General features: G+C 61.9%; 12 protein-coding genes, 1 pseudogene and 1 riboswitch. Of the genes and pseudogenes, 11 read left to right on the top strand and 2 right to left on the bottom strand.

The genetic code is table 11. The features are described 5' to 3' along the window. Positions 1 to 95 precede the first annotated feature (95 nt). From AC1ECN_RS07415 to AC1ECN_RS07405, 3 genes are all read left to right on the top strand, one after another. Entirely contained in the window at positions 96 to 752 is a 657-nt protein-coding gene (locus tag AC1ECN_RS07415) for a thiamine diphosphokinase (protein ID WP_197727423.1), read from the top strand. Positions 753 to 755: 3 nt separating this feature from the next. Further along, entirely contained in the window at positions 756 to 2,573 is a 1,818-nt protein-coding gene (locus AC1ECN_RS07410; RefSeq protein ID WP_130662464.1) for an ABC-F family ATP-binding cassette domain-containing protein, read from the top strand. Between the two features lie 120 nt (positions 2,574 to 2,693). Next, positions 2,694 to 3,323, top strand: a complete 630-nt coding sequence (locus AC1ECN_RS07405) for a DUF5666 domain-containing protein (RefSeq protein WP_130656631.1) — start codon at positions 2,694 to 2,696, stop codon at positions 3,321 to 3,323. 120 nt (positions 3,324 to 3,443) lie between these two features. On the opposite strand, the gene AC1ECN_RS07400 is transcribed toward AC1ECN_RS07405, so the two are convergent. Beyond that, a complete protein-coding gene (locus AC1ECN_RS07400) occupies positions 3,444 to 5,336 on the bottom strand; it encodes an ABC transporter ATP-binding protein/permease (protein ID WP_197727333.1) in 1,893 nt (630 codons plus the stop codon). A 112-nt stretch (positions 5,337 to 5,448) separates the two neighbouring features. Then, positions 5,449 to 5,526: riboswitch (SAM riboswitch) on the top strand. A gap of 48 nt (positions 5,527 to 5,574) precedes the next feature. Here AC1ECN_RS07400 and metA point away from each other — a divergent pair. The 6 genes and pseudogenes from metA (at position 5,575) to AC1ECN_RS07370 (ending at position 11,426) form a co-directional block, all read left to right on the top strand. Further along, positions 5,575 to 6,498: a homoserine O-acetyltransferase MetA gene (metA, locus tag AC1ECN_RS07395; RefSeq protein WP_130673273.1), complete on the top strand. Its 924-nt coding sequence runs from the start codon at positions 5,575 to 5,577 to the stop codon at positions 6,496 to 6,498. Between the two features lie 207 nt (positions 6,499 to 6,705). Next, a pseudogene (locus tag AC1ECN_RS07390) lies at positions 6,706 to 7,593 on the top strand (aldose epimerase family protein); the annotation flags it as partial. Between the two features lie 134 nt (positions 7,594 to 7,727). Continuing rightward, positions 7,728 to 8,501: a GntR family transcriptional regulator gene (locus tag AC1ECN_RS07385; RefSeq protein ID WP_130673271.1), complete on the top strand. Its 774-nt coding sequence runs from the start codon at positions 7,728 to 7,730 to the stop codon at positions 8,499 to 8,501. Next, positions 8,498 to 9,529, top strand: coding sequence for an SIS domain-containing protein (locus AC1ECN_RS07380; protein WP_017989786.1), 1,032 nt, complete (start codon positions 8,498 to 8,500; stop codon positions 9,527 to 9,529). Before AC1ECN_RS07385 ends, AC1ECN_RS07380 begins: the two co-directional genes overlap by 4 nt. Then, positions 9,529 to 10,680, top strand: a complete 1,152-nt coding sequence (nagA, locus tag AC1ECN_RS07375; protein ID WP_130673270.1) for an N-acetylglucosamine-6-phosphate deacetylase — start codon at positions 9,529 to 9,531, stop codon at positions 10,678 to 10,680. The genes AC1ECN_RS07380 and nagA overlap by 1 nt, the downstream gene beginning before the upstream one ends. Positions 10,681 to 10,697: 17 nt before the next feature. Next, entirely contained in the window at positions 10,698 to 11,426 is a 729-nt protein-coding gene (locus tag AC1ECN_RS07370) for an SIS domain-containing protein (protein WP_003543744.1), read from the top strand. Between the two features lie 226 nt (positions 11,427 to 11,652). Here the strand turns inward: AC1ECN_RS07370 and efp are convergent, their stop codons facing one another. Further along, positions 11,653 to 12,222 carry an elongation factor P gene (gene efp / locus AC1ECN_RS07365; protein ID WP_012759420.1) on the bottom strand — a complete coding sequence of 190 codons (570 nt, stop codon included), beginning with the start codon at positions 12,220 to 12,222 and terminating at the stop codon, positions 11,653 to 11,655. 147 nt (positions 12,223 to 12,369) lie between these two features. On the opposite strand from efp, the gene epmA reads away from it, so the two are divergent. Both epmA and AC1ECN_RS07355 read left to right on the top strand, forming a co-directional pair. Next, positions 12,370 to 13,431, top strand: coding sequence for an EF-P lysine aminoacylase EpmA (gene epmA / locus AC1ECN_RS07360; protein WP_130662461.1), 1,062 nt, complete (start codon positions 12,370 to 12,372; stop codon positions 13,429 to 13,431). Next, entirely contained in the window at positions 13,428 to 14,480 is a 1,053-nt protein-coding gene (locus AC1ECN_RS07355; RefSeq protein ID WP_024320471.1) for a lysine-2,3-aminomutase-like protein, read from the top strand. Before epmA ends, AC1ECN_RS07355 begins: the two co-directional genes overlap by 4 nt. Positions 14,481 to 14,592: the final 112 nt, after the last annotated feature.

Raw genomic sequence — 14,592 nt, 5'->3', positions numbered from 1 at the left:
TTCAAAGTGATCGAGCGTCCTATTGGTGTTGGACGCGAGGCGCTTTCAGGCAAGCGGCGCCCCTTCCCCTCGACCCCCCGTTTGCGCTAAGGGCAATGCCCATGAGCCAATCCACCTTCACCATTCTGCTTGGCGGCGAACTCAGCCTGACGGAGCGCCTGCGCGATGCCATCGCCGACAGCCGCTTCATTGCGGCCGACGGCGGCATGCGGCATGCGGCAGCACTCGGTATTACGCCGGAACTCTGGGTCGGTGATTTCGATTCGACGCCTGATGATCTCGCCGATGCATTTCCCGATGTGCCGAAACAGCCTTATCCGGCAGCGAAGGCGGCGACGGACGGCGAGATCGCAGTGGCGGAAGCAATCGCGCGCGGCGGGCAGCGGCTCATCCTCGCCGGCGCGCTCGGCGGCGAACGTTCCGATCACGCGCTTCAGCATCTGCTGTCGGCCGTCAGCCTGGCGGAAGAGGGTTTCGACCTGCTGCTGACCTCGGGCAAGGAAGAGGCCGTGCCGCTGGTTGCCGGTACGATCGAACTCGACCTTCCCAAAGGCAGCCTGTTTTCCGTGCCCGGATTCAGCGAGCTGAGAGGGCTTTCCATCGAGAATGCGCGTTATCCGCTCACGGATTTCCATCTGCCTTTCGGCTCGTCGCGCACCATTTCCAATGTTGCGGAAGGCACCGTTCGCTTTTCGCTCGGCAGCGGCCGGGCAATCGTGCTCGCCCGGCCCTATGATCTTTCCGGAGTCTGATTTTTGGCCCCTCCCATTCTGAAACTCGACGATATCTTCCTGAGCTTCGGCGGCGCACCGCTTCTGGCGGGTGCTGGCTTGCAGATCGAGCCCGGTGACAAAATCTGTCTCGTCGGGCGCAACGGTTCGGGAAAATCGACACTGCTGAAAATTGCCGCCGGCCTGGTCGAGGCGCAGTCCGGCGAGGTTTTCCGCCATCCGTCCTCGACAGTGCGCTATCTCGAACAGGCGCCGGATTTTGCCGGCTTCAAGACGGTGCAGGCCTATGCCGAGGCCGGCCTCGGGCCAGGTGATGACCCCTATCGTGTCACCTATCTGCTGTCGCATCTCGGGCTGACCGGGGATGAAGACCCCAAAATGCTGTCCGGTGGCGAATCGCGGCGCGCAGCCCTTGCCCGGGTTATGGCACCCGAGCCGGACATCCTCCTGCTCGACGAACCGACCAACCATCTCGACCTGCCGACCATCGAATGGCTGGAAGGCGAGCTGCAAAAGACGCGCAGCGCCTTGGTGCTGATCTCGCACGACCGGCGTTTCCTCGAAAAGGTCTCGACGGCAACCGTCTGGCTCGACCGTGGCACCTCGCGCCGGCTCGACAGAGGCTTTGCACATTTCGAAGCCTGGCGCGACCAGGTGCTGGAGGCCGAGGAACTGGAGCAGCACAAGCTCGGCAAGTCGATCGAGCGCGAGGAGCACTGGCTGCGCTACGGCGTCACGGCGCGGCGCAAGCGCAACATGCGCCGTCTTGGCGAGCTGCAGACGATGCGCTCGAACTATCGCGGCCACAAGGGGCCGCAGGGCACAGTGCAGGCGACGGTTTCGGACGCGCAGGAATCCGGCAGGCTGGTGATCGAGGCCGACAAGATCACCAAGAGCTTCGGCGAGCGGGCAATCGTCACGCCGTTTTCGATCCGCGTGCATCGCGGCGACTGCATTGGTCTGGTCGGACCGAACGGCGCCGGCAAGACGACGCTGCTGAAGATGTTGACCGGGCAGCTTTCGCCGGATAGCGGCATCGTCAAGCTCGGCACCAATCTGGAGATCGCGACGCTCGACCAGAAACGCGAGGATCTCGATCCCGAGGATACGCTTGCCAACTATCTGACGGACGGGCGCGGCGAAAACCTGCTCGTCAACGGCGAACAGCGCCATGTCACCGGCTACATGAAGGAATTTCTGTTCCAGCCGGAACAGGCGCGTACACCGATCAGAAATCTCTCCGGCGGCGAACGCGCCCGGCTGATGCTGGCGCGCATCCTTTCGCGCCCGACAAACCTTTTGATCCTCGACGAACCGACCAACGATCTCGATATCGAAACGCTCGATCTCCTGCAGGAGGTCGTCGCCGGCTTTCCCGGCACCGTCATTCTCGTCAGCCACGACCGCGATTTCCTTGACCGCACCGTGACCTCGACGATCGCACCCGCCGTGCCGGATGCGCCTGATGGTCGCTGGATCGAATATGCCGGCGGCTACTCGGATATGCTTGTACAGCGCAAGGGCGCGCTCGAGGAGCGTAAAAAGGCCGAGAAGGCGGCGGAGAAGCCGAAGACGCAGCAAGCAACAGCTTCAGGCAGCACGAAGGTCAAGCTCTCCTTCAAGCAGAAATTCGCACTGGAAAACCTGCCAAAGGAAATGGCGAAGGCCGAGGCCGAAATCGCCAAGCGCGAACAGGTGATGGCAGATCCCAATCTTTTCACGCGCGATCCTGCAGCCTTCAACCGGCTTGCCGGCGAGATGGAAAAACTGCGCGCCAGCCTGACTGACATGGAAGAGGAGTGGCTGGAGCTCGAAATGCTGCGGGAAGAGCTGGAAGGCTGAGATCTTCTCGAGGCCGAAGGCTCACTTTTCCTTGATTCGTCAGTGTGTCGTCCTGCGGCATAAGGTGCCGTCCGGCAGCCGGGGATATTGCCGATCGCAATGGCGACAAGGAAAAGTCATATGTCTCGCAAGCCTTATTCCGGAATTTTCACGGCGTTTGTCGCCGGCAGCCTCGTCGCGCTTGCTCTGTCGCAAGCCGCAGAGGCGCAGGATGCCCAGCGCATTCGTGTTCGCGGCGCAATCGAAAGCCTCAGCGGCGATACGCTCGTCGTCAAGACGCGCGAGGGCAACGATGCGACGGTCGCGCTGAAAGCCGGCTGGAAGGTCGGCGGCATTAGACAAGCTTCCGTCGAGGATATCAAACCCGGCGATTTCGTCGGCGTCGCTTCGCTTCCGAAGGGCACGGGCCCGGACGGGGCGATCGAGGTGCTGATCTTTCCAGCGTCGATGAAGGGAACTGGTGAGGGCAACCGTCCCTGGGATGCGCAGCCGAACAGCCAGATGACCAACGCGACTGTCAGCAACGCCGTCAAATCCGTCGACGGCCACACGATCACGCTGACCTATCAGGGCAAGGAAAAGACCATCTCGATTGCCGATGGCACGCCGATCGTGACGTTGGCGCCTGCGACCAAGGATGATCTGAAGCCCGGCGCTGGCGTTGTCGTCACTGGCGAGAAGGCGGCGGATGGCAGCATCTCGGCCAGCCAGATCGCCGTCGGCCTCAACGGCGTCATACCGCCCATGTGACGGATGCGCTGCAAATCTTAGTTTTATGCGTTGCCGTTCAATCAAACAGCTACACCGCCTTTTACGGCGCGTCTTTTGAGACGCGTAAAGGGCGCTGTAACACAGTGCAGTAGCGGCGTTTTACAGCGCCGGCGCGGGCACCGCGGCAGCGCCGACACTGGCGCTGGCGCCGGTCTGGACGACAGGCGGCGGTTCCTCGGATTTTGACGGCAGCGCCTGCAGATGCAGCACGCGCGGCTTCAGCGCCTCGAGATAGGCCTCGGAGCGGCCGATATAGATCATGCCGCTTTCGGGCATGGAGGTGAGCAGTTTGGCCATTGTTTCCTGCCATTCCGGCTCCATGCCTTCCAGCACTTCGTCGAAGATCATCCAGCGCGGGCGTACGAGCAGCAGGCGGGCGAAGCCGATCGCCTTCTGTTCGTCGCTGTCGAGCAGCTTGTCCCAGCGGGCACGGGTGTCGAGCCTTGCGATCAGCGAATGCAGGCCAGCCTTGTCGAGGGCCGCCTCGACGGCTGCTTTCTCGTATTTCTCCGGACTTTCGGGAAAGGCCAGCGCCTCGCGCAGCGAACCGCCGGGGACATAGGCAACCTGCGGAACGAACACCATATCGTCGATCGGTGGCAGACCCATCGTGCCGCTGCCGCACGGCCAGAGGCCGGCCATCGCCTGGAACAGCAGCTTGCGGTTGACGCTATGATCGCCGTTGATCATGATTTTTTCGCCGGCCTTGATCACGACATCGGTTTCGCGCAGGCGGAAACCGCCGCATTCATCGATGTCTTCGCCGATCTTAGCGACGATCACCACATCCTTCAGCGTCAGCGTGTCGGGCGCGGCATTTTCATAGGCGATGCTGTCCTTCAGGTCGAAGTCCTCTTCCATCTCGACCAGCGCCTGGCGGAAATCGGTGACGCGCATCAGCGTGGCGCGCCATTCGGCGATCGGGCCGAAATTGGCGACGTACCAGCGCAGCGCCGTGTTGACCTGGTTGAAGGCGCCGACGGACATCATCAGCTGGCCGAGGGTGAGGCCGCCGGAGAAATAGGCCGGGGCGGCAACGATGATCGGGATGACGATCACCAGCCAGCCGTAGCCGGCCGAAACCCAGGTAAGGTTGGTATTGGCCATGGCGAGCCGCTTGACGACCCTCAGCACCGAGCTGATGTCGGTGTTGATGCGCCGGCGCTCGTTTTCCTCGCCGCGGGCAACGGTGATTGCCGGCATGTTTTCGTTGGCGTGCATCAGCGTGAAGCGAAGCTCGGCCTCTTTCGAAAAACGATCGGCATTGAGCTTCACCAGCTTGCGGCCGACGACCTGGCTGAGCACCGAGGCGGAAGCGGCATAGAAAATCGCCGCCCAGACCATGTAGCCCGGAATGGAGAAGCTGTGGCCGCTGATGCGGAAGATGAAGCCGCTCGAAAGCTCCCAGAGCACGCCGATGAAGCTCACCAGGAGAATGGTCGACTGCAGCAGGCCGAGAACCAGCCCTGTCGTGCTTTCGGCGAGGTTGCGGGAATCCTCGTGCAGACGCTGGTCCGGATTGACGCCGATCAGGCCGCTGGAAGCGAGCCGCAGCGCCCGCTTGCGCTTCAGCCACTGGTCGACGAGATCGCGCGACAAGCCTTCGCGCATATAGAGCGCCGTCATCTGGTTCAGCCAGGCCTGCAGCACGTTGAGAAGCAGCAGTGTGCCGGCGATCATCGCGAAGATTTCGAGCTGGTGGAAGAATTCGCCGAGGTCGCGGCGCTCCAGCGAATCATAGAAGGGAGCATTCCACTCGTTCAAAATGACCTGGCCGTAGGATGTCACCAGGATGACGAGGATCAGCACGGTCGCCAGAAACAGCACCTTGCCACGCACTTCCGAATTCCAGAATGCTGAGAACATGACGCCGAGGCGATATGTCAGGCTGAGATCATACCCTACCCTATCCTGCCTCCGGATGCCCGGCCTCCCCTCGATTTTATCTGCCATTACGCTTTTCCAAATCGCCCATGCCCCTATAAATAACATGGTGGCGTTACGGGTCTATCAACAGATTCTATCATTCATTAAACTGTGATGATGCGGCAGAGGTCACTTGACTGCAGTCGACAGTTGATTCGCGACCCGACTGGGTCTAATTAAAGCGCTCCGTGGTGATTTGGCCGGCCGGCTTGCAGCCACGTTAAAAAAGTCGCTAAAGGGCCGCGTGCGGACCGGTAGCGATTTTTTTCGCCGCCGGTTTTTTGTTTTTGATCGAGTGACCGCAATGCCCATCAAGATCCCCGATACGCTGCCCGCCTTCGAAACCCTGGTTCAGGAGGGTGTGCGGGTGATGACCGAGACGTTGGCGATCCGTCAGGATATCCGACCGCTGCAGATCGGGCTGCTCAACCTCATGCCGAACAAGATCAAGACCGAGCTGCAGATGGCCCGCCTTGTCGGCGCCTCGCCGCTGCAAGTGGAGCTGTCGCTCATCCGCATCGGCGGCCATAAGGCGAAGAATACGTCCGAGGATCATCTGCTTGCCTTCTACCAGACCTGGGAAGAGGTAAAGCACCGCAAGTTCGACGGCTTCATCATCACCGGGGCGCCGATCGAGCTTTTGCCCTATGAAGATGTCACCTATTGGGCGGAGATGCAGGAGATTCTCGACTGGACGGAAACGAATGTCCATTCGACGATGAACGTCTGCTGGGGCGCGATGGCGGCGATCTATCATTTTCACGGCGTTCCGAAATACGAGCTGAAAGAGAAGGCCTTCGGCGTCTACCGCCACCGGAACCTGAAACCTTCCTCGATCTATCTCAACGGCTTTTCTGACAATTTCGAGGTGCCGGTGTCGCGCTGGACCGAAGTGCGCCGCGCCGATATCGAGAAGTCCGAAAGCCTGGAGATCCTGATGGAATCAGCCGAGATGGGCGTGTGCCTCGTGCACGAGAAGAAGGGCCGGCGGCTCTACATGTTCAACCATGTCGAATATGATTCCACCTCGCTTTCCGACGAGTATTTTCGCGACATCGATGCCGGCGTGCCGATCAAGATGCCGCACAATTACTTCCCGCACAACGATCCGGCGCTTGCGCCGCAGAACCGCTGGCGCAGCCATGCGCATCTCTTGTTCGGCAACTGGATCAACGAAATCTACCAGACGACGCCCTTTGATGTGGAAGAGATCGGCACGGACCTCTGACCGTTGCCGATCGCCCCTCGAGCCGGTGCCGCTGCATCACCGCTGCGGCATTTTCTTTCTGATCCGCCGGTTGCGGATTGAAGCAAATGCGGGCAGGTTCCTGTCCTGAACCCTACCACACCGCGCGTCTTCATCGGACGTGCAATGCACACTTTGAATCGCTGCAAATTCCTCAAATCGATTCCGGATTGAGGAATTTGCAGCAGGGATGGCCATGACGCGCCGCTGCAGCTCGGCTTCGATGATTTCGACAGCTACCCCCTTTATTCGTCCTATTTCGGCGCGACGCCCGGCCGCTGCGCCAACCGCGTCGGTGGCGGCAGGTTCATGCTTGACGGCAAAGACTATCAGCTCGAGCAGAATGAAAACGGCGTCACGCATCTGCATGGCGGCAGCGACAATATCGCCAAACGCAATTGGACGATCGTCGAGCATGACGTCGACCGCGTGGTGCTGAAGATCGTCGATCCCGATGGCCGCGCCGGCTATCCCGGCAATTGCACCATCCAGGCGACTTTCTGGGTGCATGGCAACGGTGAACTGTCGATCACCTACGAATCGACCAGCGATCAGCCGACGCTCGCCAATGTCTGCCAGCACGCCTATTTCAATCTCGACGGTCGCGAAGATGCGCTTGGCCACGATATCATGATTGCCGCCGATCATTATCTGCCGACCGATGAAAAGCAGGTGCCCACCGGCGAGATCCGTTCCGTCGAGGGCACCGAATTCGATTTCCGCGAGATGGCGCCGATGAAACGTTTCGTCGGCAGCGAACAGATGTTCTACGACCATAACTTCTGCCTGTCGGGCGAGCGCACCGCCAAGCGGAGTGTCGCGCTTGCCCGCAGCCTTTATTCCGGTGTGTCGCTGGAGGTGCGCAGCACCGAGCCAGGCGTCCAGTTCTATGCTGGCTTCAAGCTCGATACCGGGGCTCCCGGCATCGGCGGGCGCAAATACGGTCCATTCGCCGGCTTCTGCCTGGAGACACAGGTCTGGCCGGATGCCATCAATCACCAAGGTTTTCCGAATGCGATCCTGCGCCCCGGCGAAGTGCTGCGCCAGGAGACGGATTATATCTTCACCAAGAACTGAGCATCCTCCAGCGGACGCACGGCTGTCAAATTTGAGCGCTATGAAACCCTTGCCGGTCCGCCGGCGAGGGTTTTTTCTTTCTGCGCTCGATTCTGTCTTGCCGATTGGTTCTAGATAGGTTCTATTGTGCGCCCATGGATAGAACCAGTCTGATAGCGGAACTGAACAGCCGCGGCCTGCGTGACGAGGCGCTGACCGGGCCGCTCTACAAGCGGCTGGCGCAGACGCTGACCGGCCTCATTCAGGAAGGGCTGCTGAAGCCCGGCACCGCACTGCCGGGCGAGCGCGACCTTGCCGAGGCTCTGAAGCTCGGCCGTGTTACCGTGCGTACCGCCTATCGCGATCTGATGGCATCCGGCGCACTGGAATCGCGCCACGGAAGCGGTACTTTTGTGTCAAGCAGGGTGGAGCGCATGGAACAGTCGCTGTGGCGGCTTTCCTCTTTCTCCGCCGACATGCGTTCGCGCGGGCGTCTGCCAGCCGCACGGATATTGTCGCGGACGGTCAATACGCCGTCGCCGGAGGAATCCTTCCTGCTCGGCCTCGGCGGCGACGAGCCGGTGCTGAGACTCGACCGCTTGCGCCTTGCCGACGGCCTGCCGCTGGCGATCGAACGCGCCGTGGTGCCGATCAAGTTCCTGGGGCACGATGCCGGCGGCGAGGGATCGCTCTACGATGCGCTGACGGCCAGCGGCCACAGGCCCGTGCGCGCGCTGCAGCGGCTGACGGCGGTCACGCTCGACCCGTCCTCCGCCGCAATCCTGAACGTCAAATCAGGCGCGCCGGCGCTTCTGATCGAACGTGTCTCGCGCCTGGAAGACCAGCGCGTCGTCGAATACACGCGCTCGCATTATCGCGGCGATGCCTATGATTTCGTTGCCGAATTGAGAATCGGAGATGACCTATGAATGATAACCAGTCACTGATGCTGCAAGAAGCCGGCCAGTCGCCGGAGGTGGTGGCCACGCTGCTCGAAAAGGAAAAACCGGTCTTTGCCGAGATTGCCCGGCTGTTTTCGTCCGCCCGCCCGAGCGTGGTGACGACGGCGGCGCGCGGCTCCTCGGACCATGCCGCCACCTTCTTCAAATATCTCTTCGAGATCACCTGCGGCGTTCCTGTCGCATCGGTCGGTCCGTCGATCGCTTCCGTCTATGGTGCGGCGCTGCATCTGAAGGGCGGCGTCCACTTCACCGTGTCGCAGTCCGGTGCGAGCCCCGACATCGTCGCGCTGCAGGATGCGGCGAAGAAGGGCGGAGCAACGACGATCGCCGTCGTCAACGTCACCGACAGCCCGCTTGCGAAGCAGGCCGACATCGTTCTCGGTCTCAATGCCGGCGCGGAAAAGAGTGTCGCGGCGACAAAATCCTTCATCGCCTCGGTCGCCGCCCTTTCCGGGGTGACGGCTGCGATCGGCGGTGCGTCCGATTTGCAGGCGGCGCTCGGCAAGCTGCCGGAGGCACTGTCGGCGACCGCCGGGATCGACACGGCGGCAGCCGAGGAGGTGCTCTTCAACGCGACCTCGCTCTATACCGCCGGCCGCGGCCCGGCTTTCGCGATCGCGCTCGAAGCGGCGTTGAAGGCCAAGGAGACCTCCGGCCTGCATGCCGAGGCCTTCTCGCTGGCGGAACTGATGCATGGTCCGATGCGCCTGGTGCAGCCGGGCTTCCCGATCGTCGCCTTTGCGCCCGACGATGCGGCCTTCGCCAACAATGTGCAGGCGTTGGAACGCTTGCAGAAACTCGGCGCCACCACCGTCGGCTTCTCGACGCAGCCGCTTTCCGGTGTCCATCTGCGCGTGCCGACGACGGGCAACGGCCTCGTCGATCCGCTGGTGTCGCTGCTTGTCTATTACCGGCTGATCGAGTCGGTGACGCGCCGCAAGGGCTTCGATCCCGACAAGCCGGCAAACCTGCTCAAGGTGACGGAGACGGTCTGATGGCCCGCAGGATCTTCCTCGGCGCCCGCATCTTCGACGGCGAGCGCTTCCATGACGACAAAGCCCTCATCGTTGCCGGCGGCCGCGTCGAAGCTATCGTCGCAAGAAATGATCTGCCGGGCGGCGAGGTGGTGACGCTTGCCGGCGGTGTTTTGTCGGCCGGCTTCATCGATGCGCAGGTCAATGGCGGCGCCGGGCGGATGCTGAACGACGAGCCTTCCGCTGCCTCGATGGACATCATCGCCGGCGGGCACCGACCCTATGGCACGACGTCGCTGCTGCCGACGCTGATCACCGATACATCAGAGGCCTCCATTGCCGCCATCGAGGCGGCCAAGGAGGCAGTGAAAATGCACCGCGGCGTTGCGGGCTTGCATCTCGAAGGCCCGCATCTGGCGCCTGCGCGCAAGGGCGCGCATCTGGCCGAGCTGATGCGACCGGTGGAGGACCGCGATGTCAAGGCCTTCATCCGGGCGCGCGAGGCGATTGGCACGCTGCTCGTCACCATGGCCGCCGAGCAAGTGACGGTTGCCCAGGTGCGGGAGCTTGCCGAAGCCGGCGTCACCGTCAGCATCGGCCATTCCGATTGTTCGAGTGAGGCGGCGGAAGAACGTTTCGATGCTGGCGCGCGGGGCGTCACGCATCTCTTCAACGCCATGAGCCAGTTGGGACACCGGGCGCCTGGTCTCGTCGGCGCGGCGATCGATCATCCTTCGACTTGGTGCGGCATCATCGCCGACGGCCATCATGTCGATCCCAAGGCCCTGCGCACGGCGCTGCGCGCCAAACGCGGCGAAGGCAAGCTGTTTTTCGTCACCGATGCGATGTCGCTCGTCGGATCGGAGAAGGATTCGTTCACGCTGAACGGGCGCATGGTCCGGCGCGAAAGGGGCGGCTTCTGCTCGAAGCTGGTGCTGTCCGACGGTACGCTGGCCGGTTCCGATGTCGATATGATCTCGACGATCCGTTACGGTGTCACCTATCTCGACCTGACGCTTGCCGAGGCCTTGCGCATGGCGACCCTTTATCCCGCGCGGTTCCTCAGGCTTGCCGATCGCGGCCATCTTTCTCCGGGTACGCGTGCCGATCTCGTGCATCTCACCGATGCGCTTGCCGTCACCGCCACCTGGCTCAGCGGCGAAGCGGCCTGAAATCAAGGATAAGCCGGATGACCGACATTACCGATGCCTATTTCTCCAACCTCATCGGTCGGCTGGAAGAATTGAAGCAGACGCTTGCCGAGCCGATGGCGCAGGCAGCAGCCGTCATCCTCGATGCTGCCCGCGGCGACAAGCGTGTCTATGTCTTCGGCACCGGCCATTCGCATATGCTGGCGGAAGAGGTGCACTATCGTGCCGGCGGGCTCGCCTTCACTGTGCCGGTGCTCGTCGGCTCGGCCATGCTGCATGAGGGCGCGGTCATCAGTTCGGTCTATGAGCGCACGCAGGGCTTGGTGCGGCCGATGCTGGAGCGTTATGGCATGCAGCCGGGCGATGTCATCATCATCGCTTCCAATTCGGGCGTGAACGCCGCGCCGATCGAGGCCGCCGACTATGCGCGCGAAATCGGCGCAAAGGTGATTGCCATCACGTCGATCGCCTATTCCTCAGCGATCGCCAATGGCCGTCGGCGGCTCGCCGATGTGGCCGATGTGGTGCTCGACAACGGGCTGCCACCGGGTGACGCCGTTGTCGATCTCGAAGGCACGGGGCTCCGGGTTGGGCCAGTCTCGACGGCGGTCGGGGTGACGGTCATCAATGCGATCTTCGCCGAAGTCGCCTCGGAGCTTTCGAAATCCGGCGATGCGCCAATTTATCTCAGCGCCAACATGCCGGGTGCTGCCGAGATCAACCAGAAGCTCGTCAAGAAATACCGGCCGCGCAACCCGCATCTCTAAAGCATGTCGCGCAAAAGTGTGCCGCGGTTTTGCGATAACGACATGCGTAAAAACAAAGACCTAAAGCGCGATGAGCGAATCTGAAAGATCGCGACGCGCTTTAAAGCTTGATGCCGAAACGTGCGTGCGGTTTTCGGACGACATCATGCTCTGATTATTTAATTGAGACGGCGGATACAAAAAAAGGCCGGCGTGAGCCGGCCTTTTCGATAGGCTGAAACCAGGATCAGTCCTTGGCGCGTTCGACGTAGGAATTGTCTTCCGTCGCGATGACGACGCGGGTGCCGGCATTGATGTGCGGCGGCACCATGGCGCGCACGCCGTTCGACAGTATGGCCGGCTTGTAGGAGGACGATGCCGTCTGGCCCTTGACGACCGGTTCCGTCTCCATGATTTCGAGCGTGACGTGGCGCGGCAGTTGGAGCGCCAGCGCAATACCTTCATGCATCGAGAGGATGCAGGACATGCCTTCCTGCAGATAAGCCTTGTCGTCACCCATCGTGGCGACATCGACGACGACCTGGTCGTAGCTCGCCGGGTTCATGAAGTGGAAGCCTTCGCCGTCTTCATAGAGAAACTGGAAGGAGACGTCCTCGACGAAGGCGCGCTCGACCTGTTCGGTGGTGCGCCAGCGCTCGGAAACCTTCACGCCGTCGACGATACGGCGCATGTCGACCTGGGTGACCGGCGTGCCCTTGCCCGGATGAAAGTTCTGGGCGGTGAGAACGACGTAGAGCTTGCCGTCGACATCGAGAACGTTGCCCTTGCGGACCGAAGAGGCGATGACCTTGACCATAAGACTTCCTTGTAACTCGGCTTTCGGCGTCGTAGATGACTGTCGACACGCCCCGAAGACGCAAATATTTTCTTTGGGGCGCAACTAACCTAAAATCCGGGAAATAGCCACCCCCCATACCGGCTTCTCCGGCGAAGAAAGCTTGGAATGAACTCTTCGGCGAAAGCGTCCCCCTGGTGGACCCCGTCCGTGCATGCCGACCGCCGTCCGTTCCTGATCGGACGCAATGCGATCCAGGCGGCCTTGCGCGGGTTTTTCGCGCGCGAGGATTTCATCGAGGTGGATACGGCGGTGCTGCAGGTCTCTCCCGGCAATGAGGCGCATCTGCATGCCTTCGCCACGGAAGCACTGACGACGGATGGGCAAAAGGCGCCGTTCTACCTGCACACCTCGCCGGAATTTGCCTGCAAGAAGCTGCTGGCGGCGGGCGAGAAGCGCATCTCGTGTTTTGCGCATGTCTATCGCAACCGCGAGCGCGGGCCGCTGCATCATCCTGAGTTCACCATGCTCGAATGGTATCGGGCCGATGAAAGCTACGAGAGCCTGATGATGGATTGCGTGCGCATCCTGGCGCTGGCGACTGAGACGGTGAAGACCGGGAAGCTTGCCTATCGCGGCGCCGAGAGCGATCCCTTCGCCGGGCCGGAGCGGATCGGCGTTGCCGAAGCGTTCGAGCGTCATGCCGGCATCGATCTTCTCGCCTCCGTCGCCGCCGACGGTTCGACCGACCGCGACTATCTGGCGGCCGAGACGAAGCGCGTCGGCATGCGTGTTGCCGATGACGACGGCTGGGCCGATCTCTTCAGCCGGGTGCTGGTCGAAAAGATCGAACCGCATCTCGGCTTCGGCCGCATCACCATCCTCGACGAATATCCGATCTCGGAGGCAGCCCTTGCCCGTCCTTCGGCACGCGACCCCAGAGTTGCCGAGCGTTTCGAGCTCTATGCCTGCGGCGTCGAGCTTGCGAACGGCTTCGGCGAACTCACCAACGCTGCCAAACAGCGGCGCCGGTTCGAGATCGAGATGGCCGAGAAGGCGCGGGTCTACGGCGAGACCTATCCGATCGACGAGGATTTCCTCGCCGCGCTGTCGCTGATGCCTGAGGCAAGCGGTATCGCGCTCGGCTTCGACCGGCTGGTGATGCTGGCGACGGGAGCATCGCGCATCGACCAGGTGCTCTGGGCGCCGGTGGCGGAGTATGGAAGATGAATGTCGTCAAACCGATCAAGAGCGTCGACGATCTTGTGAAGGCGGGGCTGGTCGCTCCTGCCGATCGTGCAGGGCTCGAGGAGGTTGCGGCGCGTTACGCGATTGCGCTGACGCCTGCGATCAGCAAGCTCATCGACCGCACCGATCCCGATGATCCGATCGCTCGGCAATTCGTGCCTGATGCAGCCGAACTCACGATCGCCCCGGAAGAACGCGCCGATCCGATCGGCGATCATGCCCACAGCCCCGTCGAAGGCATCGTTCACCGCTATCCCGATCGTGTCTTGCTCAAGGCCGTGCATGTCTGCCCGGTCTATTGCCGCTTCTGCTTCCGGCGTGAAATGGTGGGGCCGCAGGGCCTCGGCACACTCGATGCCGCGGCGATGCAGGTCGCTTTCGATTATATAAGCGGTCATGAGGAAATCTGGGAGGTCATCCTCACCGGGGGCGATCCGCTGGTGCTTTCGCCGCGCCGGCTCGGCGAGATCATGGAGGTGCTTGCCGGCATCGCGCATGTGAAGATCATCAGGTTCCACACCCGTGTTCCGGTCGTCGACCCCGAGAAGATCGATGCGGCGCTGATCGCCGCGCTGAAGGCGAGCGGCAAGACGGTGTATATCGCGTTGCACGCCAACCATGTCCGCGAACTGACGCCGGAAGCGCGGGCCGCCTGCGGCCGCCTCGTCGATGCCGGCATCGCCATGGTCAGCCAGTCGGTGCTGCTCAAGGGTGTCAATGACGATCCCGACGTGCTGGCGAAGCTGATGAAGGCCTTCGTCGAAATCCGGGTCAAACCCTATTACCTCCATCATCCGGATCTGGCGCCCGGCACCGGTCATTTCAGAGTGACGATCGAGGAGGGGCAGGAGATCGTCGCGGCGCTGCGCGGCCGGATTTCCGGTCTCTGCCAGCCGGCTTACATCCTCGATATCCCAGGCGGTCACGGCAAGGCCGTCGTCAGCGGAAGCGCGATCCGGGCGACGGGCGACGGATGTTATTCCGTCACCGATTATCGCGGCGGCGAGCATTCCTATCCGCCTGCCGATTGAGACAAACGTGGCGCTTTGCGTGTCATTTCTGTACTCGCCACGCCAGAAACCAGAGTGTGTCGCAGCGTCCAAATTACCTTAAGTCATTGATATAAGGTTGTTGTTTACGACG

This window comes from Rhizobium sp. 01N447_2 (genome assembly GCF_056399245.1).
Note: the sequence above shows the minus strand (reverse complement) of the source record. Positions and strands in the feature narration are given on the sequence as shown.

Excerpts from the sequence above, each read along its gene's own strand:
- AC1ECN_RS07380 (WP_017989786.1), top strand. The coding sequence starts at position 8,498 with ATGAATGATAACCAGTCACTGATGCTGCAAGAAGCCGGCCAGTCGCCG.
- AC1ECN_RS07355 (WP_024320471.1), top strand. The coding sequence starts at position 13,428 with ATGAATGTCGTCAAACCGATCAAGAGCGTCGACGATCTTGTGAAGGCG.
- AC1ECN_RS07405 (WP_130656631.1), top strand. The coding sequence starts at position 2,694 with ATGTCTCGCAAGCCTTATTCCGGAATTTTCACGGCGTTTGTCGCCGGC.
- metA (WP_130673273.1), top strand. The coding sequence starts at position 5,575 with ATGCCCATCAAGATCCCCGATACGCTGCCCGCCTTCGAAACCCTGGTT.
- AC1ECN_RS07370 (WP_003543744.1), top strand. The coding sequence starts at position 10,698 with ATGACCGACATTACCGATGCCTATTTCTCCAACCTCATCGGTCGGCTG.
- AC1ECN_RS07415 (WP_197727423.1), top strand. The coding sequence starts at position 96 with ATGCCCATGAGCCAATCCACCTTCACCATTCTGCTTGGCGGCGAACTC.
- nagA (WP_130673270.1), top strand. The coding sequence starts at position 9,529 with ATGGCCCGCAGGATCTTCCTCGGCGCCCGCATCTTCGACGGCGAGCGC.
- epmA (WP_130662461.1), top strand. The coding sequence starts at position 12,370 with ATGAACTCTTCGGCGAAAGCGTCCCCCTGGTGGACCCCGTCCGTGCAT.
- AC1ECN_RS07385 (WP_130673271.1), top strand. The coding sequence starts at position 7,728 with ATGGATAGAACCAGTCTGATAGCGGAACTGAACAGCCGCGGCCTGCGT.
- efp (WP_012759420.1), bottom strand. The coding sequence starts at position 12,222 with ATGGTCAAGGTCATCGCCTCTTCGGTCCGCAAGGGCAACGTTCTCGAT.
- AC1ECN_RS07400 (WP_197727333.1), bottom strand. The coding sequence starts at position 5,336 with ATGTTATTTATAGGGGCATGGGCGATTTGGAAAAGCGTAATGGCAGAT.